Source organism: Paracoccus sanguinis (assembly GCF_900106665.1).
Classification (GTDB): Bacteria; Pseudomonadota; Alphaproteobacteria; order Rhodobacterales; family Rhodobacteraceae; genus Paracoccus; species Paracoccus panacisoli.
On the sequence record NZ_FNNA01000007.1, the window covers coordinates 43135 to 65239 of the forward strand.

17 protein-coding genes and 1 pseudogene are annotated in these 22105 nt (G+C 71.6%); 10 read left to right on the top strand and 8 right to left on the bottom strand.

Annotated features, from left to right (window positions below; all coding sequences use genetic code 11):
* Positions 1–23 precede the first annotated feature (23 nt).
* On the bottom strand, positions 24–1421 hold the full coding sequence (locus tag BLW17_RS15310) for an aminotransferase class V-fold PLP-dependent enzyme (protein WP_036733359.1): 1398 nt from the start codon (positions 1419–1421) through the stop codon (positions 24–26).
* Positions 1422–1495: 74 nt separating this feature from the next.
* Between BLW17_RS15310 and BLW17_RS15315 the strand changes: the two genes are divergently transcribed.
* The 5 genes and pseudogenes from BLW17_RS15315 (at position 1496) to pdeM (ending at position 7988) form a co-directional block, all read left to right on the top strand.
* Entirely contained in the window at positions 1496–1984 is a 489-nt protein-coding gene (locus tag BLW17_RS15315; RefSeq protein ID WP_036733323.1) for an Lrp/AsnC family transcriptional regulator, read from the top strand.
* A gap of 36 nt (positions 1985–2020) precedes the next feature.
* The gene (locus BLW17_RS15320) at positions 2021–3016 is read left to right on the top strand and encodes a ligase-associated DNA damage response exonuclease (RefSeq protein ID WP_074827004.1); all 996 of its coding nucleotides are present in this window, start codon (positions 2021–2023) and stop codon (positions 3014–3016) included.
* A pseudogene (locus BLW17_RS15325) lies at positions 3013–4557 on the top strand (cisplatin damage response ATP-dependent DNA ligase); the annotation flags it as partial. The gene BLW17_RS15320 and the pseudogene BLW17_RS15325, both read left to right, overlap by 4 nt.
* Positions 4558–4793: 236 nt before the next feature.
* Positions 4794–7316 (top strand): ligase-associated DNA damage response DEXH box helicase, encoded by a 2523-nt coding sequence (locus BLW17_RS15330; RefSeq protein ID WP_083388389.1) that lies wholly within the window; start codon positions 4794–4796, stop codon positions 7314–7316.
* Positions 7317–7325: 9 nt separating this feature from the next.
* Positions 7326–7988: a ligase-associated DNA damage response endonuclease PdeM gene (pdeM, locus tag BLW17_RS15335; protein ID WP_036733926.1), complete on the top strand. Its 663-nt coding sequence runs from the start codon at positions 7326–7328 to the stop codon at positions 7986–7988.
* 60 nt (positions 7989–8048) lie between these two features.
* On the opposite strand, the gene BLW17_RS15340 is transcribed toward pdeM, so the two are convergent.
* The 7 genes from BLW17_RS15340 to BLW17_RS15370 all read right to left on the bottom strand — a co-directional run bounded on the left by BLW17_RS15340 (position 8049) and on the right by BLW17_RS15370 (position 17118).
* Positions 8049–8738 carry an outer membrane protein gene (locus BLW17_RS15340; RefSeq protein WP_036733924.1) on the bottom strand — a complete coding sequence of 230 codons (690 nt, stop codon included), beginning with the start codon at positions 8736–8738 and terminating at the stop codon, positions 8049–8051.
* A gap of 258 nt (positions 8739–8996) precedes the next feature.
* The gene (gene gyrB / locus BLW17_RS15345; protein ID WP_036733922.1) at positions 8997–11435 is read right to left on the bottom strand and encodes a DNA topoisomerase (ATP-hydrolyzing) subunit B; all 2439 of its coding nucleotides are present in this window, start codon (positions 11433–11435) and stop codon (positions 8997–8999) included.
* 173 nt (positions 11436–11608) lie between these two features.
* Positions 11609–12406: a purine-nucleoside phosphorylase gene (locus BLW17_RS15350; protein WP_036733920.1), complete on the bottom strand. Its 798-nt coding sequence runs from the start codon at positions 12404–12406 to the stop codon at positions 11609–11611.
* On the bottom strand, positions 12390–13355 hold the full coding sequence (locus tag BLW17_RS15355; RefSeq protein WP_036707720.1) for an ABC transporter permease: 966 nt from the start codon (positions 13353–13355) through the stop codon (positions 12390–12392). Before BLW17_RS15355 ends, BLW17_RS15350 begins: the two co-directional genes overlap by 17 nt.
* A complete protein-coding gene (locus BLW17_RS15360) occupies positions 13355–14449 on the bottom strand; it encodes an ABC transporter permease (RefSeq protein WP_036733918.1) in 1095 nt (364 codons plus the stop codon). The genes BLW17_RS15355 and BLW17_RS15360 overlap by 1 nt, the downstream gene beginning before the upstream one ends.
* Positions 14446–16083, bottom strand: coding sequence for an ABC transporter ATP-binding protein (locus BLW17_RS15365; protein ID WP_052176408.1), 1638 nt, complete (start codon positions 16081–16083; stop codon positions 14446–14448). The genes BLW17_RS15360 and BLW17_RS15365 overlap by 4 nt, the downstream gene beginning before the upstream one ends.
* Positions 16084–16128: 45 nt before the next feature.
* Complete coding sequence (locus tag BLW17_RS15370; RefSeq protein WP_036733916.1) at positions 16129–17118, bottom strand: BMP family lipoprotein; 990 nt, start codon at positions 17116–17118, stop codon at positions 16129–16131.
* Positions 17119–17304: 186 nt separating this feature from the next.
* Here BLW17_RS15370 and bioB point away from each other — a divergent pair, with 186 nt between their 5' ends.
* The 5 genes from bioB to BLW17_RS15395 all read left to right on the top strand — a co-directional run bounded on the left by bioB (position 17305) and on the right by BLW17_RS15395 (position 22101).
* Positions 17305–18396, top strand: coding sequence for a biotin synthase BioB (gene bioB, locus BLW17_RS15375; protein ID WP_081969145.1), 1092 nt, complete (start codon positions 17305–17307; stop codon positions 18394–18396).
* 4 nt (positions 18397–18400) lie between these two features.
* Positions 18401–19552: an 8-amino-7-oxononanoate synthase gene (locus BLW17_RS15380; RefSeq protein WP_052176407.1), complete on the top strand. Its 1152-nt coding sequence runs from the start codon at positions 18401–18403 to the stop codon at positions 19550–19552.
* Positions 19549–20229: an ATP-dependent dethiobiotin synthetase BioD gene (gene bioD, locus BLW17_RS15385; protein ID WP_244507343.1), complete on the top strand. Its 681-nt coding sequence runs from the start codon at positions 19549–19551 to the stop codon at positions 20227–20229. Before BLW17_RS15380 ends, bioD begins: the two co-directional genes overlap by 4 nt.
* Before the next feature lie 61 nt (positions 20230–20290).
* The gene (locus tag BLW17_RS15390; RefSeq protein WP_036733913.1) at positions 20291–21532 is read left to right on the top strand and encodes an adenosylmethionine--8-amino-7-oxononanoate transaminase; all 1242 of its coding nucleotides are present in this window, start codon (positions 20291–20293) and stop codon (positions 21530–21532) included.
* Between the two features lie 182 nt (positions 21533–21714).
* Positions 21715–22101 (top strand): hypothetical protein, encoded by a 387-nt coding sequence (locus BLW17_RS15395; protein WP_231572787.1) that lies wholly within the window; start codon positions 21715–21717, stop codon positions 22099–22101.
* Positions 22102–22105 lie beyond the last annotated feature (4 nt).

A 22105-nucleotide genomic window follows, 5' to 3' on the forward strand; every position in this document is an offset into this window, starting at 1 on the left:
CGCAAGACCCGCGACCGGGCCCCTCAGGCAGCGGGCGAGAAGATCGCCCGGCTCTCGTCGCAGGCGTAGCGCGGGGCGAGGCCGGGGGCGCGGGCCGCCACGTCGGCGATGGCGTCGAGGATGAAGCGGACCTCGGCCTCAGGCGCGAGCCAGCAGAGGTTGAGCCGCACGAAGCCGGGCTTCTCGACCTCGTGCCCCGCGAGGATCGCGGCCCGCAGCCGGTCCGAGGCATCGCGGTCCAGCCCGAGCAGCCGGTGCACGTAAGGCCCCGCGCAGGCGCAGCCGCCGCGCGCCTGCACCCCGTGCAGGTCGCTCAGCATCCGGGTGGCAAGCTGCTGGTGGACATGGCCGCCCTGCCCGTCGCGCAGGCGAAACGACAGGATCGGCACCCGCGGGCAGTCGAGATTGCCCAGCAGCTCGATCCGGGGGTCGCGGGCCAGCCGCGCCCGCGCCATCGCCCACCAGCGCGCGTGCGCCGCGTCGATCGCCGCCTGCCCGACGGCGTCCTTGACCGCAAACGCCAGCGCCGCGCGGATGTCGCCGATGACGTTGGGGGTGCCGGCCTCCTCGCGCGCCTCGACGCCCGCGGCATAGTCGTGGCCGTGCGGCGAGACGAAACGCACCGTGCCGCCGCCGGGGCTGCTCGGCCGGTCCGCGCGCACCGCGTCGCGGCGGACGATCAGCACGCCCGAGGCGCCCGGCCCGCCGACGAACTTGTGGGGCGAGGCGACCACCGCCTCCATCCCCAGGCTCAGGTCGATGGGCAGGTAGGGGGCGCCGCCGGCGTAGTCCCAGACCACTCGTGCGCCCGCCGCGTGGACCTGCGCGGTCAGCGCCGCCACGTCGCAGGTGATGCCGGTGACGTTGGAACAGGCCGACAGCGCCACCACCGTGTCGGGCACCAGCGCCGCCTCGAGCGCGTCGGGGCAGGGGCCGCCGCAGGCCGCTTCGGGCAGCTCGACCACCGTGGCGCCCGATTCGCGCCACGGCAGGATGTTCGAGTGATGCTCGTAGGGCCCGAGGATCACCGTCGTCCCCGGCCCGACGCCCATCAGATGCACCAGCCGGTTGATCCCCGCCGTGGCACCCGACCCGGCAAAGATCACCGCGTGGGCGTCGTCGCCGTGGCAGCAACGCAGGATCTCGGCCCGCGCGGCCCGGCGGGCGCGGGTCATCGCCGCCCCGCAGGCCGAGGCCTCGGTGTGGCTGTTGGCGTACCACGGCAGGATCTCGTCCATGACGAACCGCTCGACCTGCCGCAGCGCGCGTCCCGAGGCGACGTAATCGGCATAGACCAGCGGGTGCGGGCCGAACGGGCCGTCCACCGGGACGCCGTGGCCGATCAGCCCGGCGTGAAGGGCAGGGGCCGGGTCGGGGCCGAGCGCGGCGCGAAAGCGGGTGAAGAGATCAGGCTGGGTCATGCGATCCAGTTTGACCCATGCCACGCGATGGATCATCATCAATGTCATAACTCGCAGAGCTGTTTGGTTGTCATATGATCGCCTCAACGCCCAGACTTGACGAAACCGACCACCGCATCCTCGCCGAGCTTCAGGCCGACGCAAGCCTCTCGCAGCGGGAACTCGCCGAGCGGCTGGGGCTGTCGCAGAACGCCTGTTGGCGGCGGATCGGGCAGTTGCGCGCGGCGGGGGTCCTGCGCGGCAGCCGCGCGGTGATCGACGCCCCCGCGGTCGGGCTGGGGCTGACGGTGTTCGTGCTGATCCGCACCCGCCACCACGACGACCGCTGGGCCGACCGCATCCGCCGCCGGGCGGAGTCGATCCCCGAGATCACCGCCTTTCACCGCATCGGCGGCGAGTGGGACTATCTCGCGCAGGTCTCGACCGGCTCGATGGCGGGGTATGACCGGGTCTACAAGGCGCTGATCGAGGGGCTGGACCTCGAGCGCGTCACCGGGATGTTCAGCATGGAGACGATCTTCGCCGACCGCCCGCTGCCGACCCGCCGGGCGGGTGAACGATAGGTGAACCAAGCCGCCGCACCGGCGTTGGGCGGGATGCTGCGCGCCGACGACTGCCTTTATCCCACCGATGCCGGGCTTTACTGCCCGCTGGGCGATTTCTTCATCGACCCGGTGCGCCCGGTGCCGCGCGCGCTGATCACCCACGGCCACGGCGACCACGCCCGTTCGGGCCACGGCGCGGTGCTGGCCACTGCGCAGACGCTCGACATCATGGCGATCCGCTATGGCGAGGACTTCACGGCGCAGCGGCAGGTCGCGGACGGCCCCCTGCGGCTGGGCGGCGTCGAGGTGAGCTTTCACCCCGCCGGCCACATCCTCGGCTCGGCGCAGATCCGCCTCGGCTGTGCGAACGGGCCGGTGATCGTCGTCTCGGGCGACTATTGCCGCACCCCGAACCCCGTCTGCGCCCCGTGGGAGCCGGTCGCCTGCGACATCTTCGTGACCGAGGCGACCTTCGGCCTGCCGGTCTTCCGCCACCCCGACCCCGCCGCCGAGACGCGCCGCCTGCTCGCCAGTATGGCCGAGTTTCCCGACCGCAAGCACCTGATCGGCGCCTATGCGCTGGGCAAGGCGCAGCGGGTGATCGCGCTGCTCAGGGCCGAGGGCTATGACGCCCCTATCCACCTGCACGGCGCGGCGCAGCGGCTGACCGAGTATCACGTGGCCCAAGGCATCGCGCTGGGCGACCTGCGCCCGGCCACCACGCCGAAGGACATCGAGGGGCAGGTGGTGATCGCCCCGCCCTCGGCGTTCGCCTCGCCTTGGGTGCAGCGCTTCCGCGACCCGGTGATCGGCTTCGCCTCGGGCTGGATGACGGTGCGCGCCCGCGCCCGCCAGCGCGGGGTCGAGCTGCCGCTGGTGATCTCGGATCACGTCGACTGGCCGCAACTCACCCAGACCCTGCAGGAGCTGCGCCCCGAAGAGGTCTGGGTCACCCACGGCGCCGAGGAGGGGGTGCTGCGCTGGTGCGCGCTGAACCAGATGCGCGCCCGGCCGCTGCGGCTGGTGGGCTATGAGGACGAGGCGGAATGAAGGGGTTCGCCGACCTGCTCGAGCGGCTGGCGTTCACGCCCTCGCGCAACGCCAAGCTGCAACTTCTGCAGCATTACCTCGAACGCACCCCGGACCCCGACCGCGGCTATGCCTTCGCCGCGCTGACCGGCGACCTGAAGCTGCGGACCGTCACCCCCTCGCTGCTGCGCGGGCTGGCGGTCGAGCGCTTCGACGACGAGCTGTTCGCGCTCAGCTACGACTTCGTCGGTGACCTCGCCGAGACCATCGCGCTCTTGTGGGAGGGCGAGGGCGGCGCCACGCTCAGCGTCACCGACGCGGTGCATCTGCTGGAAACCACCGGCAAGGCGGGGTTGCCCGCGGCCATCGCCGGGGTGCTGGACCGGCTCGGCGCGTCGGAACGGCTCGCGTTCCTCAAGCTCGCCACTGGCAACCTGCGGATCGGGCTCTCGGGGCGGCTGGCGCGGACGGCGCTGGCGCAGATGGGCGGGCCGGGCCTCGCCGAGATCGAGGAGCTGTGGCACGGCCTGACCCCGCCCTTCACCGAGCTTTTCGCCTGGATCGAGGGCGGCCCGCGCCCCGAACAGGCGGCGCTGGCGCCGTTCCGGCCGGTGATGCTGTCCACCCCGACCGACCTCGACGAGCTGCGCGCGCTCGACCCGGCCGAGCACGCCGCCGAGTGGAAATGGGACGGCATCCGCGTGCAGGCGGTCAGCGACGGCGGCGTGCGGCGCCTCTATTCGCGGACGGGCGAGGACATCTCGGCCGCCTTCCCGGACGTGATCGCGGCGATGAACTATGACGGCGCACTGGACGGCGAGTTGGTGGTGCGCCGCGACGGCGCGGTGGCCAGCTTCAACGACCTGCAGCAGCGGCTGAACCGCAAGGGGGTGGGCCGGGCGATGCTGGCCAGCCACCCGGCGGGGCTGCGGATCTATGACGCGCTGATCTGGCAGGGCCGCGACCTGCGCGGCCTTCCCTTCACCGAGCGTCGCGCGGTGCTCGAGGGCGCGGATTTCGGCTCGGACCGGATCGACCTGTCGGGGCTGCTGTCGTTCGAGACGTGGGACGACCTGGCCGCGCTCAGGGCCGATCCGCCCGACGCGGTGATCGAGGGCGTGATGATCAAGCGCCGCGATTCGCTTTATGTGGGCGGCCGCCCCCGCGGGCCGTGGTTCAAGTGGAAGCGCGACCCGAGGGTGGTGGACGCGGTGCTGATGTATGCGCAGCGCGGGCACGGCAAGCGCTCGGGGTTCTACTCGGACTTCACCTTCGGGCTCTGGGACGGCGAGATGCTGGTGCCGGTCGGCAAGGCCTATTTCGGCTTCACCGACGAGGAGCTGCGCGAGCTCGACCGCTTCGTGCGCAACCACACCACCGAGCGCTTCGGCCCGGTGCGGGCGGTGGCGCCGAAGCTGGTGCTCGAGGTCGCGTTCGAGGGGGTGAACAGCTCGGCCCGGCACAAGTCCGGCGTGGCGATGCGCTTTCCCCGCATCAGCCGCATCCGCTGGGACAAGCCCGCGGCCGAGGCCGACCGGCTCGAGACGCTGGCCGCGATGATCGACACGCCCAACGCCTTCGACGCCGAGACCGCCCGCGCCGGCACCCGCCACGGCCGCAAGAAGCGCCGCGACGAGGCCCAGCCGCCCGGAGGGGCGGAGGTGCCCGAGTTGGGTCAGACAGACGGTGCGGAACGGTCCGCGGGGCGCGCGGACGCCCCAAGTTCTCCTGACGACAAATATCCTGCGGGGGTCCGGGGGCGCAAAGCCCCCGGTCCGGCGGATGACGGGGGCGCGGCGTGACCAGCCTGCCCCCCGCCTTTGAAGACTGGTTCGCGCGCCAGGGCTGGGCGCCGCACCCGCACCAGCTCGCGCTGCTCGAGACGACGGGCGACAGCCTGCTGGTCGCGCCGACCGGGGGCGGCAAGACGCTCGCCGGGTTCCTGCCGTCGCTGGTGGAACTCGCCGGGGGGCATACGGGGCTGCACACGCTCTATGTCTCGCCGCTCAAGGCGCTGACCGCCGACATCGGGCGCAACCTCGCGCGTCCGGTGGCCGAGCTCGGCCTGCCGATCCGGGTCGAGGACCGGACCGGCGACACCAAGTCCGCTGCCCGCGCCCGGCAGCGCACCGACCCGCCGCAGATTCTGCTGACCACGCCGGAAAGCCTTGCGCTGATGCTCAGCTACCCCGAGGCGCCGAAGATATTCGGCAGCGTGCGCCGGGTGGTGCTGGACGAGCTGCACGCGCTGGCCGAATCGAAGCGCGGCGACCAGCTGATGCTCGGCCTCGCACGGCTCAGGACGCTGTCCCCGGGCCTGCGCGCCACGGGCCTCAGCGCCACGGTCGAGGACCCCGCCGCGCTCGCCCGGTTCATGGGCGGGGCCGAGGTGATCCACGCCGACCCCGGCCCCGATCCCGACATCGCCATGCTCCCCACCGCCCGCCCCGCCCCCTGGGCCGGCGGCAACGGCCATTACGCGGTGCCCGAGGTGCTCGCGGCGATCCGGGGGGCCAACACCACCATCGTCTTCATCAACACCCGCGCCCAGGCCGAGCTCTATTTCCAGCAGCTCTGGGCCGCGAACGAGGACAACCTGCCGATCGGCCTGCACCACGGCAGCCTCTCGCGCGAGGCCCGCCAGAAGGTCGAGGCGGCGATGGCCGCCGGTGCGCTGCGCGCCGTGGTGGCGACGGGCAGCCTCGATCTCGGGATCGACTGGGGCGGCGTCGATCTGGTGATCCAGGTCGGCGCGCCGAAGAACGTCAAGCGGCTGGTGCAGCGGATCGGGCGTGCCAACCACCGCTACAACGCCCCCTCGGTCGCCCGCATCGTGCCCGCCAACCGCTTCGAGGTGATCGAGTGCATCGCCGCGCTGGAGGCCGTGCGGGCCCGCGATCTGGACGGCGATCCGCGCGGGCCGGGGCCGCTCGACGTGCTCTGCCAGCACATCCTGCTGACCGCCTGCGCCGCGCCCTTCGACGCCGACGCGCTTTATGCCGAGGTCGCGGGCGCCGGCCCCTACGCCACGCTGACCCGCGCCGATTTCGATGATTGCCTCAACTTCTGCGCCACCGGCGGCTATGCCCTGCGCGCCTATGACCGCTGGCAGCGGCTCGTCCAGCGCGGCGGGTTGTGGGGCCTGCGCGATCCCCGCGCCGCCCGCGACCTGCGCATGAACATCGGCACGATCATCGACCCCGAGACGCTGAAGGTCCGCTGGCAGCGCGGCAAGGGCCTTCTGGGCGAGATCGAGGAGGGGTTCGCCGCCACCCTCGTCCCCGGCGACACTTTCCTCATCGGCGGCCAGACGGTGCGGTACGAGGGGCTGCGCGAACTCAGCATCGAGGTCACGCCGAACCCCCACAAGGAGCCGCGCATCGCCACCTTCAACGGGCTGAAGCTGGCGACCTCGACCGAGCTCAGCCACCGGGTGCTGGCGCTGATCGGGGACCCCGCGCGCTGGTCGGCGCTGCCCCCCGACACCCGCGACTGGCTGGCGCTGCAGGCCGAGCAGTCGGCGCTGCCGCAGCCCGGCACGCTCCTGTCGGAAAGCTTCCGCTATGACGGGCGCTGGCACTTCGCGCTCTACGGCTTTGCCGGGCGCAACGCGCTGCAGACGCTGGGGCTGTTGATGACCCGGACGATGGAGCTGGCGGGGCTGGGCCCGCTCGGGTTCCTCGCCACCGATTACGCGCTGCTGATCTGGTCGGTGGACCCGGTGACCGAGACCGAAACGCTGCTCGACCGCGCCGCGCTGCGCGAGGGGTTGGGCGACTGGCTCGGCGGCAACGCGGTGATGAAGCGGACCTTCCGCAACGTGGCCATCGTCGCCGGGCTGATCCAGCGCAACCTGCCGGGCGGGCGGCGCTCGGGCAAGCAGGCGACGTTTTCCAGCGACATCCTGTATGACACGCTGCGCCGCCACGACCCCGACCACCTGCTGCTCAGGATCACCGCGATCGAGGCGGGCCGCGGCCTCGTGGACTTCGGCCGGATCGAGGAGATGCTGGACCGCTCGCCCCGGCTTGACCACCGGATGCTGGACCGGGTATCGCCGCTGGCCGCGCCGCTCATGCTCGAGATGGGGCGGGTCAGGATCGACGGGCAGGGCCGGATGCGGCTCGCCGAGGCAGAGGCAGAGGCGATGATGGCAGATGCGGGGCTGACGCTGTCGGCCGACCCGGCCGAGGCGGCAAGGATGGCCGGGATCGGCGACGGGGTGAACCGCCCCGCGACCGGGCTGAAGTCGCGCGACCCGGAGGCGCCGCGCCGGCCCCGGCGCGGCCCGCGCCCGGCCACGGTGCCGCGGGCGCACTGAGGGCAGGCCGTGACGGGGTTCCCCTTCCGCTGGCACGGGCTGGTGCTCGAGGCGCGCTGTTCCGGCGCGCTGTGGTGGCCCGAGGGCCGCCGGCTCATCGTGGCCGACCTGCACCTCGGCAAGTCCGAGCGCATGGCCCGCCGCGGCGGCGCGCTGCTGCCGCCTTATGAGGGGCGCGAGACGCTGCGGCGGCTCTCCGAGGAGGTCGCGGCGCTCGACCCCGCCTGCGTGGTCAGCCTGGGCGACGGGTTCGACGACGATGCCGCCGCCGAGGCGCTCGAGCCCGAGGTGAGGGCGGGGATCGCGGCGCTGGCGGTGGGGCGCGACTGGCTGTGGATCGCGGGCAACCACGACCCGCGTCCGGCGGCGGGGCGGCTGCCCGGGCGCTGCGCGCCCGAGGCGGTGCTGGGCGGGGCGGTGCTGCGCCACCAGCCCGAAGGCGAGGGCCCGGACATCGCCGGGCATTTCCACCCGGTCCTGCGGCTGGCCGGCGCCCGTCGCCGTGCGCTGCTGGTCGGCCCCGATCACATGATCCTGCCGGCGTTCGGCGCCTACACCGGGGGCCTCGACGCAGCCGACCCGGCGCTGCGGGCCTGGGTGGCCGAGGGCTTTGCCGTGGCCTGCGTCCACCGCGCCCTGCCGGTGCCGCTGCCGCGCCGGATGAGCGCCTGACGGCTCATGCGAAAAGGCCGCCGGCTCACGCCGACGGCCCTTTGTGCAATGCGGGCGACCTCAGAACTTGAAGTTCAGGCCCAGCTTGACGTTCGAGTGCTCGGGCGTCGCCTTCGAGATGACGCCGCCGCCCAGGTCCACCGTGGTCTTGCCGAAGTTCGAGTACTCGTACTCACCGGTGACCGAGATCCGGTCGGTGATCATCTTTTCTGCCCCGAGGCCCAGCACATAGCCGTCGGCGTCATAGTCGATGTCGGTGCCGTTGTAGTTGTAGGTGAAATCACCCGTCTGCCACCCGGCGATGCCGTAGACGAGCGTGTCGGGACGCGCGAGGTAGCCGGTCTTCAGCTTGACCGCGAAGAGGTTGTTCACCTTCGACTCGAACGAGCCGCCGGCGCCGAAGTCGAAGCCGTCCTTGATGTCGCCGGCGGTGTACGACAGTTCCGGCCCCACCACCCAGTTGTTGCGCTGCCAGCGATAGCCGGCGCGCAGCGACAGGTTCACACCCGACAGCTCGGCGGTGCCGATCGAATCGTCAAGCCCGGCGCCGCGGCGGCCGATCCGGTCGTCGCCGTTGAACGCATACCCGAGCGCCACACCGGCATAGCCGCCCTGCCAGGCCGGCGCAGGGGCCGGGGTGACGGCGACGACCGGCTCGACCTCGACCACGGGGGCGGCGAAACCGCCCGCCTGCGCGGCGCCGGTGGCGAGAAGGGCAAACCCGGTGACGAGGGGAAGGGCGTGGCGCATGGTCGACTCCTGAAACTGACAGCAGAGATCCGGGATCGCTGCGATGGTCGTAAACACCCCATGCCATACATCCCCCCGATTCTGAAGGGAGCGACGGCGCGGGACACGAACTTGTGGATAACGCCGCATAGATGGCGCGGTTTCGGATTACACGATCAGCGGCTGCGGAAACAGCGCGCCGTTGCTAAAATGCAACCGGTCGGCGCCGTCCGACGTGGGGGACGGCCGCCTGCGTCCCGCCCAGCCCCCGACGCGCCGTCAGGCGTCGAGGTTCTCCACGCTCAGCGCGTTCTGCTGAATGAAGTCGCGCCGCGGCTCGACCACGTCGCCCATCAGCTTGGTGAAGATGTCGTCGGCCTCGGCCACGTCCTCGATCCGCACCTGCAGCATGGTGCGCGCCTCGGGGTCGAGCGTCGTCTCCCACAGCTGCTCGGGATTCATCTCGCCCAGACCCTTGTAGCGCTGCAGGTTCAGGCCCTTCTCGCCCTCGGCGAAGATCGCGTCCAGCAGCGACAGCGGGCCCATGATCGGCAGCTCGCGGTCCTTGCGCACCAGCGTCGCGCGCTGGCCATAGACCTCTCGCAGCGCGTCGGTCATCTGCCCCAGCCGCCGGCTTTCGCCCGAGCGCAGCATCGGCCCGTCGAGCAGCCGGCTCTCCTCGACCCCGCGCAGCATCCGCGCCAGCCGCAGGCCGCCGTCCTGCGTCGGCCGGGCCGCCCAGCCGCGCTCATACTCCTCGGCTACCATGTCCAGCCGCTCGGCCACCGCGGCGCCCACCGCACCCGCATCCGCCTCGAGCGCGCCGGCGACCATCGCGCCCGCGATCGCCGCCTGCTCGGTGATGTGCGCCGGGTAGTGGGTCGGATAGGCCCTGAGCACCCGCCGCGCGAGCCGCGCCTCGTCCACCACCCGCGCGAGGTCCGCGCCGGTGATCTCTTCGCCCGAGCCGAGGCGCAGGCTGGCGCCCTCGATCCCCTGCGCGATCAGGTAATCCTCAAGCGCCTGCTGGTCCTTGAGATAGACCTCGGACCGGCCGCGCGCGACTTTGTAAAGCGGCGGCTGGGCGATGTAGAGGTGGCCGGCCTCGATCAGCTGCGGCATCTGCCGGAAGAAGAACGTGAGCAGCAGCGTGCGGATATGCGCGCCGTCCACGTCGGCGTCGGTCATGATGACGATCTTGTGGTAGCGCAGCTTGCCGAGGTTGAACTCGTCGCGCCCGATGCCGGTGCCGAGCGCGGTGATCAGCGTGCCGATCATCTCGGAGGACAGCATCCGGTCGAAGCGCGCCCGCTCGACGTTCAGGATCTTGCCGCGGAGCGGCAGCACCGCCTGGTTCTGGCGCGACCGGCCCTGCTTGGCCGAGCCGCCGGCGCTGTCACCCTCGACGATGAACAGCTCGGCCAGCGCCGGGTCCTTCTCCTGACAGTCGGCGAGCTTGCCGGGCAGGCTCGCCACGTCCATCGCCGTCTTGCGTCGGGTCAGCTCGCGCGCCTTGCGCGCCGCCTCGCGCGCCAGCGCCGCCTCGACGATCTTGCCGACGATGGCCTTGGCCTCGGTCGGGTTCTCCTCGAACCACTCGGCCAGCTTCTCGTTCATCAGCGTCTCGACCGCCGGCCGCACCTCGGACGAGACCAGCTTGTCCTTGGTCTGGCTCGAGAACTTGGGGTCGGGCACCTTGACCGACAGCACGCAGGTCAGCCCCTCGCGGGCGTCGTCGCCGGTGAAGTCCACCTTCTCGCGCTTGGCGATGCCCGAGGACTGGGCATAGGCGTTGATGACCCGCGTCAGCGCGCCGCGGAAGCCCGCAAGGTGCGTGCCGCCGTCGCGCTGGGGGATGTTGTTGGTGAAGGGCAGGACCGTCTCGTGGTAGCTGTCGTTCCACCACATGGCGATCTCGACCCCGATCCCGCCGCGCTCGCCGGTGATGAAGATCGGGTCGGGCAGCACCGGGTTCTTCGAGCGGTCGAGGTAGCGGACGAACTCACGCACCCCGCCCTCGTAGAACAGCTCGGTCCGCAGCGGCTCGGCCGGGCGCTCGTCCTCAAGCACGATGCGGACGCCCGAGTTGAGGAACGCGAGTTCCCGCAGCCGGTTTTCCAGCGTCTTGAAGCTGTAGTCGAGGTTCGAGAACGTGCCCGTCCCGCCATGCTCGCGCGAGCTGGCGAGGAAGCGCACCTCGGTCCCCTTTTCGCCCGGCGCCGCGTCGCCCACGACGCGCAGATGCTCGACCGTGTCGCCGTGCTCGAAGCGGGCGTAGTGTTCCTTGCCGCCCCGCCAGATGCGCAGCTCGAGCCAGTCGCTCAGCGCGTTGACCACCGAGACGCCGACCCCGTGCAAGCCGCCCGAGACCTTGTAGCTGTTCTGGTCGAACTTCCCGCCGGCATGAAGCTGGGTCATGATGACCTCGGCGGCGCTGACGCCTTCGGTGGGGTGCTTGTCGACCGGGATGCCGCGACCGTTGTCGCGCACGCTCACGCTGCTGTCGGCGTGGATCTTGACCGAGACGACGTCGGCGTGGCCGGCCAGCGCCTCGTCGATGCCGTTGTCCACGACCTCATATACCATGTGGTGCAGGCCAGAGCCGTCGTCGGTGTCCCCGATATACATCCCGGGCCGCTTGCGGACGGCCTCGAGACCCTTGAGAACCTTGATGGAATCGGCGCCGTATTCGGGCTGCGCCGCGGGGACTGCGGTCATGCGTCTGGTATCCTGCGATTGACCCGCATCATATAGCGACCGCCCCCGCCAATGTCACGCAATGACACAGGATTTGGTGGGCTTCTGCCCACGCGCCCCCCATCCGTCCGGCGTCACGGCGCCGTCCGGTCGGGGTGTCGACGGCGGCAGGCGCGCGCCACCCCGCGCCGCGCTCAGTCCCGCAGGAACCGCCGCAGCACCCGTTCGAGCTTCTCCGCCCCGATCGGGGCCATCTGCTTGGTGTGGTCGTGGCTGATCCGCTCGGTCGAGAGCCCCGCCCCCATGTTGGTGATCACCGACACTGCCGCGCAGCGCAGGCCGAGGAAGCGGCCGAGGATGATTTCGGGCACCGTGGACATCCCCACCGCGTCGGCGCCGAGGACGCGGGCGGCGCGGATCTCCGCCGGCGTCTCGAACGACGGGCCCGAGAACCAGGCATAGACCCCCTCGGGCAGCGCCACCCCCTCGGCCGCGGCGGCGGCGCGCAGGTCGGCGCGGATGCCGGGGTCGTGGGCGTCGGTCAGGGGGACGAAGCGGCGCTCGTCGCGCTCTCCGATCAGCGGGTTGGTCCCGGCAAAGGCGATGTGGTCCGAGAGCAGCATCAATTCGCCCGGCGGAATGTCCTCGCGCAGGCTGCCGGCGGCGTTGGTCAGGATCAGCCGGTCGCAGCCGAGTTCGGCCAGCAGCTCCAGCGGCAGCCGCATCGCGTCGGGGCGCCCGGTCTCGTAGTAATGCGACCGGCCGCCGAACACCGCCACCCGCCGCCCCTCGAGTTGGCCGAGGTAAAGCTGCGGGACGTGCCCCGAGACCCCCGCATGGGGAAACCCGTCGAGGTCGGCATAGGGGATCGCCACCCCCTCGACCATGCCGCCGAGGTGGCCCAGCCCCGAGCCCAGCACCAGCCCATAGGCCGGCGGCTCGGACCCGGCGCGGTCGCGGACGAGGCGCGCCAGCTCAGCGCTCTTTGACATAGGGCTCTCCTCCGGCACGGGGGGGCGTGGCGCGGCCGATGAACCCCGCAAGGATCACGACGGTCAGGATATAGGGCAGCGCCTGCATGAACATGGACGGGACAGTGACCGGCCCGAGGTCGATCTCGGGATAGCGGTTGGCCACCGCCTCCATCAGCCCGAAGAGGAAGGTGGCGCCGAGCGCCCGCCACGGCCGCCAGTTGGCGAAGATCAGCGCGGCAAGCGCGATGTAGCCGCGCCCGGCGGTCATCTCCTTGACGAACCCGGCCGAGAGCCCGGCGGCGAGATAGGCCCCCGCGAGGCCGCACAGCGCCCCGGTGATCAGCACCGCCGTCCAGCGCAGCCGCACGACCGAGACGCCGGCGGTATCGACCGACGCCGGGTTGTCGCCCACCGCGCGCAGCCGCAGCCCGAAGCGCGTGCGGTAGAGCAGCCACCACGTCGCCGGCACCAGCGCCAGGGCCACATAGACGAGCAGCGTGTGCCCCGAGACGACCTCGGCGTAGAACGGCCCCAGCACCGGCACGCCGCGCAGCGCCTCGGCGAAGGGCAGGGTGATCGGCTGGAACCGCGCCCCGGCCTCGAGCGAGGGGGTGCGCCCGCCGAGCCCGAACCAGCTCTGCCCCAGAAGCACCGTCAGCCCCGAGGCGAGGAAGTTGATCGCCACGCCCGAGATCAGCTGGTTGCCGCGAAAGGTGATCGCCGTCGCCCCGTGGATCAGCGCCAGCGCCCCCGAGGCCACGATTGCCGCCCCGAGCACCAGCCACAGGTTGCCGGTCATCGCCCCCGCCGCGCCCGCCGCGAAGGCCGCGATCAGCATCTTGCCTTCCAGCCCGATGTCGAAGATCCCCGAGCGTTCCGAGAACAGCCCCGCGAGGCAGGCGAGCAGCAGCGGCGTCATCAGCCGCACCGCGCTGTCGAGGATCTGCAGGACGGTCGCGTAGTCCATCACCCGCGCCCCCCCGACCGTCCGGCGAACAGCCGCTCGAGCGGCATCCGCACCATGTTGTCGAGCGCGCCGGTGAACAGGATCACCAGCGCCTGGATCGCCACGATCAGCTCGCGCGGGATGTTCGAGAACAGCGCGAGCTCGCCCCCGCCCTGGTAGAGGAACCCGAACAGCAGCGCCGAGAGCAGGATGCCGAGCGGATGGTTGCGCCCCATCAGCGCCACGGCGATGCCGATGAAGCCCGCGCCCTCGACGTTGTTCAGGACCAGCCGCCCGGCCTCGCCCATGACGTTGTTGATCGTCATCAGCCCGGCCAGCGCGCCCGAGATCAGCATGGCGATCACGGTGATCCGCACCGGCGAGATGCCCGCATAGCGCGCCGCCCGCTCGGACTTGCCGAAGGCGCGGATCTCGTAGCCGAGCGGGGTGCGCCAGATTAGCACCCAGACGAGGACGCAGGCGGCGACGGCGATCAGAAAGGTGATGTTGGCGGGCGTCGAGCGGCCCCAGCTCATCCCCACGGCGGCGGCCATGTCGCTCAGCGTCGGCAGGGTGGTGCCAGCGGGAAACCGCGCCGTCGCCGGGTCCATGCTGCCCGCCGGGCGCATGACGTTGACGAGCAGCCAGTTCAACAGCGCCGCGGCGATGAAGTTGAACATGATCGTGGTGATGACGACGTGGCTGCCCCGCTTGGCCTGCAGCCACGCCGGGATGAACGCCCAGGCCGCGCCGAAGAGCGCCGCCCCCACCATCGCCGCGGGCAGCGCCAGCGCCCAGTGCGGCCAGGGCAGCGACAGGCACACCAGCGCGACCCCGAGGCCACCCAGCGTCGCCTGCCCCTCGGCGCCGATGTTGAACAGCCCCGCGTGCGCCGCCACCGCCACCGCGAGCCCGGTGAAGATGAAGTTCGTCGCGTAATAGAGCGTGTAGCCCCAGCCGTAGGACGACCCGAGGGCGCCGGTGACCATCGTCCGAAGCGCCTCCCACGGGTCCTGGCCGATGGCGAGGATCACCAGCGCCGACAGCCCGAAGGCCAGCGCCAGAGAAATCAGCGGGGTGAGGATCAGGTCGGCCCAGCGGGGCAGGCGGGTCATGAGATCACCTTGAGCGGTTCGCCGGCAGCGGCGGGGGCGGTCGCGGGCGTGATCCCCTCATCGGCCCGGTGCGTGGCCGGGTCCACCCCCGCCATGAGCAGCCCCAGTTCCCCCGCGGTCGTCCGGTCGGGCAGGCGTTCGCCCATGATCCGGCCGTCGAACATCACCGCGATGCGGTCAGAGAGGCCAAGGATCTCGTCCAGCTCGACCGAGACGAGCAGGATCGCCGCGCCCGCGTCGCGCATCTCGATCAGGCGGCGATGGATGAACTCGATGGCGCCGATGTCCACGCCCCGCGTCGGCTGGCCGACGAGCAGCAGCGACGGGCGTTCCTCGATCTCGCGCGCGACCACGATCTTCTGCTGGTTCCCGCCCGAGAAGTTGCGCGCGGCGAGGTCGGGGTTCGGCGGGCGCACGTCGAAATGCTCGATCAGGCAAGCGGCGCGGCTGCGGATCGCCTCGCGGTCCATCAGCAGGCCGGACTGGTATTCGGGGTCGCGATGGTGGCCGAAGACGGTGTTCTCCCACGCGTCGAAGTCCATGATCAGCCCCTCGACCTGCCGGTCCTCGGGGATGTTGCCGACGCCCGCGCGCCGGCGCGCCGCCGCATCCGCGCCGGTCAGGGGCAGCCCCGCGCCGTTCAGCCGCGCCGCCCCCTCGATCCGGGCGCCCGGCTCGGGGTAGCCGCCGAGGATCTCCATCAGCTGCGTCTGGCCGTTGCCGCTGACCCCGGCGATGCCGAGGATCTCGCCCGCCCGCACCGTCAGGTCGATGCCGCGCAGCCGCTCGACCCCGTGCCGGTCGCGCATCCTGAGGCCGCTGATCTCGAGCACCGGGGCCCCCGGCCGGGCCGGGGTCTTGTCCACCCTGAGCAGCACCTTGCGCCCGACCATCAGCTCGGCCAGCTGCTCGGGCGAGGTCTCGGCCGTGCGCACCGTCGCCACCATCTCGCCGCGCCGCATGACGCTGACGTTGTCGGTGATCTCCATGATCTCGCGCAGCTTGTGGGTGATCAGGATGATCGTCTTGCCCTCGTCCCTGAGCCCGCGAAGGATGCGGAACAGGTGATCGGCCTCGGCCGGGGTCAGCACGCCCGTCGGCTCGTCGAGGATCAGGATGTCGGCCTGGCGGTACAGCGCCTTGAGGATTTCCACCCGCTGCTGGTGGCCGACCGACAGCGTCTCGACCACCGCATCGGGATCGACCTGCATCTCGTATTCGGCCGCGAGCCGCCGCAGTTCCTTGCGCGCCCGGCTGAGCGAGGGGGCGAGCAACGCGCTGTCCTCGGCCCCGAGGATGACGTTCTCGACCACGGTCATGTTCGGGACCAGCTTGAAATGCTGGAACACCATGCCGATCCCGGCGCGGATCGCGGACTGGCTGTCGGTGATCCCCGCGTCGCGCCCGCCGATCAGGATCGCGCCGGCGTCCGGGCGGTAGAAGCCGTAGAGGATCGACATCAGCGTCGACTTGCCGGCGCCGTTCTCGCCCACGATGCCGTGGATCGTGCCGCGCGGGACGACCATCGAGATGTCGCGGTTGGCCTGCACCGGCCCGAAGGATTTCGAGATCCCGCGCAGCTCGATGGCGGGCGGGGTGCCGGGGGCGGCCGCGCGCCCCCGGTCGGTCGGCAGGGCGGGGCCGCGATCGGGCCCCGCCTCGGGTTGGGTCGGCGTCACTTACTGGACCGGGCAGGCGTTGTCCGTCATGTAGTCGTGGACCTTGATCTCGCCCGAGGCGATCTTGGCCGAGGCCTCGTCGATGGCCTTGGTGATCTCGTCGGTCATCAGCGGCTTGTTGTTGTCGTCCATGGCGAGGCTGACGCCCCCCGACTTGAGGTCCATGACCTTGGTGCCCGGCTCGACCGCGGTGCCGGCCTTGAACGCCTCGTAGACCGAGTTGTCGACGCCCTTCACCACCGAGGTCAGCACCTTGCCCGGGTGCAGGTGGTTCTGGTTCGAATCGACCCCGATGGACAGGATCCCCTCGTCGGCCGCGGCCTGCAGCACGCCGATGCCCGTCCCGCCGGCGGCGGCATAGATCACGTCCGCGCCCTGCGCCTTCTGCGCGCGGGCAAGCTCGCCGCCCTTCACCGGGTCGTTCCAGGCGGCGGGGGTGGTGCCGGTCATGTTCTGGATCACCTTGGCGTCGGGGTTCGTCGCCTTGACGCCCTGCACATAGCCGCAGGCAAACTTGCGGATCAGCGGCACGTCCATCCCGCCGATGAAGCCGACCGTCCCGGACTTCGAGGCTTTCGTCGCCGCGATCCCGGCCAGATAGCTGCCCTCGCCCTCGTTGAAGACGACCGACTGGACGTTCGGCGCCTCGACCACGGTGTCGATGATGACGAAGCGGGTGTCGGGATAGTCGGGCGCGACCTTGGTCAGCACGTCGCCGAAGGCGAAGCCGGTCATCACGATCGGGTTCGCCCCGGTCTCGGCCAGCCGGCGCAGCGCCTGTTCGCGCTGGGCCTCGGACTGCATCTCGAGTTCCTTGTAGTTGCCGCCGGTCTCGGTCTTCCACTTCTCGGCGCCGTGATAGGCGGCCTCGTTGAAGGATTTGTCGAACTTGCCGCCAAGGTCGAAGATCAGCGCCGGATCGGCCGCGGCGGCGCCGCAGGTCAGCGCCAGCGCCGCGGCACCGGCCGCAAGACGGGTCATCAGGGTCATGGTCAGCTCTCCCGTTGGTTTTGCGGGGATTACAGGAAATGCGCCCGGCGGCGTCAATGACAAACGCCGCGACAGGCCCGCGACAAGCCCGCGACAGGCCCGCGGCGCGGCATTTCCCGAGGGCATTGAACAGGGGCAGTCAATCCTGCTAACCCGCCCCTGCAAACATATGTTGCGAGGCTACGGATGAACGCCCCGACCGCCCCCTCCCTCACCGGCCGCCCGCACTGGACCCCCGAGGCCGCGCGCGAGATCTTCGATCTGCCGTTCATGGAGCTGCTGTTCCGCGCCCAGACCGTGCACCGGGCGCATTTCGACCCGAACCGGATCCAGCTCAGCCGCCTGCTGTCGATCAAGACCGGCGGCTGCCCCGAGGATTGCAGCTATTGCAGCCAGTCCGCGCGGCATGATTCGGGCCTGTCGGCGTCGAAGCTGATGGAGGTGCAGCGGGTGATCGCCGAGGCCGCCCGCGCCAAGGCCGCCGGGGCCACGCGCTACTGCATGGGCGCCGCCTGGCGGTCGCCGAAAGAGCGCGACATGGCGCAGATCGTGGCCATGGTCGAGGGCGTGAAGGCGCTGGGGATGGAAACCTGCATGACGCTGGGAATGCTCGACAAATTCCAGGCGACGCGGCTCGCGGCGGCGGGGCTCGACTACTACAACCACAACGTGGACACGTCCGAGGCGCATTATTCCAACGTGATCACGACCCGCAGCTACGCCGACCGGCTGGATACGCTGGCCGTGGTCCGCGACAGCGGGATCAAGGTCTGCTCGGGCGGCATCCTGGGCCTGGGCGAGGGGGCGCAGGACCGCGTGGACATGCTGGTGACGCTGGCGAACCTGCCCGAGCCGCCGGATTCGGTGCCGCTGAACCTGCTGATCCCGATCCCCGGCACGCCGCTCGCCGACGCCCCGCCGGTCGATCCGATCGACTTCGTGCGCACCATCGCGCTGGCGCGGATCATGATGCCCGAGAGCCACGTCCGGCTGTCGGCCGGTCGCACCGAGATGTCCGACGAGATGCAGGCGCTGTGCTTCTTCGCCGGCGCGAACTCGATCTTCGTGGGTGAGACGCTGCTGACGGCGGGCAACCCGGACGAGGACAAGGACATGAAACTGCTGGCGAAACTCGGGATGCAGCCGATGGTCGCGTGGGAGCACGCGCCCGCGGACGGCGCCGCCGCGCCGGCCCCCGCGGCGATCCCCGAGGGCGCGCCCGCGGCCTGTCCGATGCGCGCGGCCGCGGGCGAGACGCCGGTTCCGATGCTGCGCTGAGCCGATGCGGGACGTCAGCACGCCCGACCGGCTGGCGCCGTTCCGCGCCGATCTCGCCGCGCTCGAGGCCGCCGGGCGGACGCGGCGGCTGATCCTGCGGGCGGGGGTCGACTTTGCCTCGAACGACTATCTCGGGCTCGCCGGGCACCCCCGGCTGGCGGCCGCGGTGCAGGCGGCGCTCGCCGACGGCGTGCCGGTGGGCGCGGCCGGGTCGCGGCTGCTGAGGGGCAACACCGACTGGCAGGAAGCCTTTGAAATCAACGCCGCAGCCTTCTTCGGGGCCGAGGCCGCGCTGGGCTTCGGGGGCGGGTATCAGGCCAACGTGGCGGTGGTCTCGACCCTGCCGCAGCGGGGCGACCTGCTGCTGATGGATGCGCTGAGCCATGCCTCGACCCGGGACGGGGCGCGGCTGGCGCGGGCCGAGGTGGCCGAGTTCCAGCACAACGACGCGGGCCACGCCGAGGATGTGATCACAGACTGGCGGGCGCGGGGCGGCAACGGCGCGGTGTGGATCGCGGTCGAGAGCCTCTACAGCATGGACGGCGACCGGGCGCCCTTGGACGATCTGGCGCAACTCGCGGATCGGGAAGGGTTTCTGATCGTCGACGAGGCCCACGCGACCGGCGTCTGGGGGCCGGGCGGCAAGGGCCTCTCGCACGCGCTCGAGGGGCGCGAGAACGTGATCACGCTGCACACCTTGGGCAAGGCGCTGGGCGGGTCGGGCGCGCTGCTCTGCCTGCCCGCGGTGCTGCGCGCGGCGCTCATCAACCGCGCCCGGCCGTTCATCTTCGCCACCGCGCCCTCGCCGCTGATGGCGGTCGCGGGGGGCGCGGCGCTCGACCTGCTGCGTGACGAGCCCGATCTGCCGCAGCGGCTGCACGATCACATTGCCTTGTTTTCGCAGGAAATGTCGGCGCGGTTGCCGCATCTGCCGATGTCGGGCAGCCAGATCGTGCCGCTGATCGTGGGCGAGGACGCCGCCACGATGCGGCTTGCCGCGGCGGTGCAGGCCGAGGGCTTCGACGTCCGCGGCATCCGCCCGCCGACGGTCCCGCCGGGGACCGCGCGGCTGCGGGTGTCGCTGACGCTGAATGCCTCGGCCGAGGACGTGGTGCGGCTTGCCGCGACGTTGGAGCGACTATGGCCCGATTTGTGATCACAGGCACCGGGACGGACATCGGCAAGACGGTGTTCGCGGCCGGGCTGACGGGGCTGATCGGGGCGCGCTACTGGAAGCCGGTGCAGACCGGCATCCCGGTTTCGGCGATGCAGAAACCGTCCGATGTTCCTGCACCGTTCGTTCAACGTTCATGCACAGTTCATGCGAACGATCCTGCGAACGCCCCCGAAAGCGACAGCGCCTTCGTCCGCCGCATGACCGGCGCCGCGACGCTGCCCGAGGCGGTGGTCCTGCCCGAACCGCTCTCGCCCCACCGGGCGGCGGAGCTCGCCGGTGTCGCCATCCCCGACCTGCCGCTGCCCGACGCCGACCCGCTGGTGATCGAGGGCGCGGGCGGCGTGCTCGTCCCGATCACCCGCGAGCTGCTGTCGGCCGAGCTGTTCGCGCGCTGGGGGCTGCCGGTGATCCTCGTCGCCACCACCGGGCTCGGGACGATCAGCCACACGCTCACCGCGCTCGAGTCGCTGCGGGTGCGGGGGTGCCGTGTGCATGGCGTGGCCTTCGTCGGCGACGACAACGCCGACAACATCGCCACCATCGGCCAGATCGGGCAGGTGCGGGTGCTGGGCCGGTTGCCGCGGCTCGATCCGCTGACGCCCGACAGCCTTGCCGCCGCCATGCGCGCGGGCTTCGACCCGCAGGACTTCGCCTGACCGCCCTCTGGTCCGCCCCATCCCCGCCGCGGGCCGTGCCTGCGGCGCAACGGAGACCCCGATGACCGATTCGCCCGTCTGGCACCCGTTCACCCAGCACGCCACCGAGCCCCGGCCGCCGCGCGCGCTCAAGGCCGAGGGATCGGTGATCGAGACTGACCGCGGCCCGCTGATCGACGCGATCTCGAGCTGGTGGGTGATCACCCATGGCCACCGGCACCCGCCGATCATGGCGGCGATCCGGGCCGAGACCGAGCGGCTGGACCAGGTGATCTTCGCCGGGCTGACCCATCAGCCGGCCGAGGATCTGGCGCGGGCGCTCGTGGACCTCGCCCCCGCAGGGCTGACGCGGGTGTTCTATTCCGACAGCGGCTCGACCAGCGTCGAGGTGGCGCTGAAGATGGCGCTGGGGTTCTGGGCGAACAGCGGCCGGCCGCGGCACCGGATCGCGGTGCTCGACGGCAGCTATCACGGCGACACCATCGGGACGATGAGTGTCGGCGCCCGCGGGGTCTTCAACGCCGCCTATCAGCCCTTGATGTTCGCGGTCGACAGCCTGCCCTTTCCCGAGGGCGACGGGGCGGCGACGCTCGCCGCCTTCGAGGCGCTGGCGGCGCAGGGCGACCTTGCCGCGCTGATCGTCGAGCCGCTGGTGCTCGGGGCGGGCGGGATGCTGATGTATCCGCCCGAGGTGCTGGCGCGGCTGCGCGCCGCCTGCGACCGGCACGGGGTGCTGCTGATCGCCGACGAGGTGATGACCGGATGGGGCCGGACCGGGCGGCTCTGGGCCTGCGATCATGCCGGGATCGCGCCGGATATTCTCTGCACCTCCAAGGGGTTGACCGGGGGCGCCATCCCGCTGGCCGCGACGCTGGCGACCGAGGCGGTCTTTGCCGCGCACTGGTCCGAGGACCCGGCCAAGACCTTCTTCCACTCCTCGAGCTACACCGCGAACCCGATCGCCTGCGCGGCGGGGCTGGCCAATGCGCGGATCTGGCAGGCGGGGGGCATGCAGGCGCAGCTCGACGCCTTGGGCGCGATGCAGGCCGAGCGGCTGGCGGCGGTGGGCGGCGCGGCGCGCTTCACCGGCGCGCGGCGCTGCGGGACCATCGCGGCGCTGGACCTGCGGGTTGACGGTGCGGGCTACCTCGCCGCCGCGGGGCAGCGGCTTAGGGGCTTTGCGCTCGACCGCGGCGTGCTGCTGCGGCCGCTCGGCAGCACGGTCTATGTGCTGCCGCCCTACGGTATCTCGGCGGCCGAGCTGGACCGCGTGTGGGAGGCGATCGCGGCCTTCGCCCCCTGAGCCGCCTGCTGGCGGGGATGTGACCGGCGGCGCTGATGCGCGGCGGTGACAGGGGCGGGGCGGCTGCGGCAGTCTGGCGTGCAGGCGCTGGCGCTGGCCGCGGCGCCACGGCTATAGGCGGAGCGGGCAGAGCCGGGCGCAAGACCGCGGCGCACCCCCGACGACAGAGACGAGGACGAGCGATGACCACACCCAGATTTCCCCTTTCCGTGCCGCAGCGCGTGATGGCCCACGGCCTCGCGCTGGCGGCCGCAGCCCTGCTGGCCGGCTGCATGGCGGCCCCGGCTCCGGCGCCCGAGCCGGTGGCCGTGGTGGCCCCGATGCCCGAGGTCGCCCCGCCCCCGATCACCGGCGTCGCCGGGCTGCAATCGCGCGAGCCGGACGCCTGCCACGCCGCCAACTACCGCAGCGCCATCGGCCAGCCGGCGAGCGTGATCCCGACGCTGGGCATCACGCGGCAGTACCGGGTCGCGGAATATCGCGGCATCGAACCCGAGGAGTACAACGCCCTCAGGATCGCCTTCCAGCTTGACGCGGCCGGCAACATCGCCGCCGTGACCTGCGGCTGAGGGC